This window comes from Candidatus Obscuribacterales bacterium, from assembly GCA_036703605.1.
GTDB lineage: Bacteria > Cyanobacteriota > Cyanobacteriia > RECH01 > RECH01 > RECH01.
The window spans coordinates 1-1,313 of record DATNRH010000754.1; the positions used below are offsets into that span (position 1 = coordinate 1).

Genomic DNA, 1,313 nt, shown 5'->3' on the forward strand with positions numbered 1-1,313 from the left:
CGCTTGGCGAGCGCCTCCACTTCACGCGAGGCCTTCTTCAAATTGTACTCGTCCGAGGAGAACACCAAGACCCCGGCAGCACTGCCCAGAATCAGAACGGCAACCCCCAAGGCGATGACAATCTCAAGCAGGGAAAACCCAGCCTGAGCACTCTTACGGATTGAGATCTTTTTGGCTGCTGATGTCATCCTCGGTGCCCTCCTTGCCGTCCTTGCCTAGACTGATGATCTCGGGCATCGATGAATCGATCTTGCCGGGATAGCGGTAGATGTAATCGCGATCCCAGGGATCCTTGACGATCTTGGTCACACCGTGTGAGAGAAGCGCATTGAGGCCTTCGCTGGTGGTCGGATAGCGGTTCTTGTTGGTTTTGTACAGGCTGAGTGCATTGAGGTAGGTCTGCATGTCGCCCTTGGCCCGGGTGGGTTTGGCGCCCTCACCAATACCGCGCATGGCGAAGATCGCGCCACCCATGATCATCGCGATGATGCCAAGCACGATGACCATCTCAAGCAGGGTGAAGCCGGCCCGTGCACGGCGACTTTGGAGACGATGGGAATGATGTTTCATGGGAATAATGTGGAGAGGAGTTCGGGCCCGCCGGAAAACCGAGCGGGGCCATGCGGGTGGATAGCTTAGGATAAAGCGTTTCCGCGCTGCGCGCGCGTCTTTTTTTATTTCCGCTTTTGGCCGCCCCTGAGCTGAGGGCTGAGATTAAGCGCATCGCGGCCAAAAAAAGAGGCGGGCCAGAGCCCGCCTCACAGAGATGAATAAAATTTCCCTTCAGTCCATGCGACGACGGCGCAGCAGAAGCAGCGCACCAAGACCACCAAGGAGAGCCGTGGAGGGCTCTGGTATTGGCAAAAGGGCGACTGATGCAGGGAAGTCAAATGACCCGGGATCACTGTTCGCCTCACCACGAACCGATCCATAAACCACTTTAGCTGCAGTCTCGGCGTTGGCTGTAATATCGGCATTGCCGAACTCGCCACCTGAGACGAAAGTTGCTCCAGTGTTAAATATTGCAAATTGATTGGACGAAGCAATGTCGGCTTCGTTGAAAACTACAACGTAGATGGTATCACCAACCTGAGCAATGGGTGAAGCGTCACTGCTAGTATATTGAATACTATTATTCCAGATGCCATCCAGCGTGGAGGTCACTGTTCCAACTCCACCAACTTGAGTGAATTCATCGAGGATTGCTGTGGCGCTAAGACTGAAGTTCACCGATTCAGAAAATGAACCAACAGCCCAATTGTAGGTGCCTGCTGGAACAAGGTCATTGTTGGGTAAAACAAGGGCTATACCGG

General features: G+C 54.1%; 3 protein-coding genes. All 3 read right to left on the reverse strand.

Translation table 11 applies throughout. The features are described from left to right. Window positions 1-188 (reverse strand): hypothetical protein (locus V6D20_15695; protein ID HEY9817224.1); only part of this gene is annotated, 188 nt, incomplete at its 3' end. Continuing rightward, on the reverse strand, window positions 154-570 hold the full coding sequence (locus tag V6D20_15700; protein ID HEY9817225.1) for a type II secretion system protein GspG: 417 nt from the start codon (window positions 568-570) through the stop codon (window positions 154-156). The genes V6D20_15700 and V6D20_15695, both read right to left, overlap by 35 nt. A 213-nt stretch (window positions 571-783) precedes the next feature. Then, on the reverse strand, window positions 784-1,313 hold a 530-nt coding region (locus V6D20_15705; protein ID HEY9817226.1), incomplete at its 5' end, for a PEP-CTERM sorting domain-containing protein.

Bases quoted from the DNA above. Each gene is read 5' to 3' on its own strand.
- V6D20_15700 (HEY9817225.1), bottom strand. From the start codon at position 570: ATGAAACATCATTCCCATCGTCTCCAAAGTCGCCGTGCACGGGCCGGC.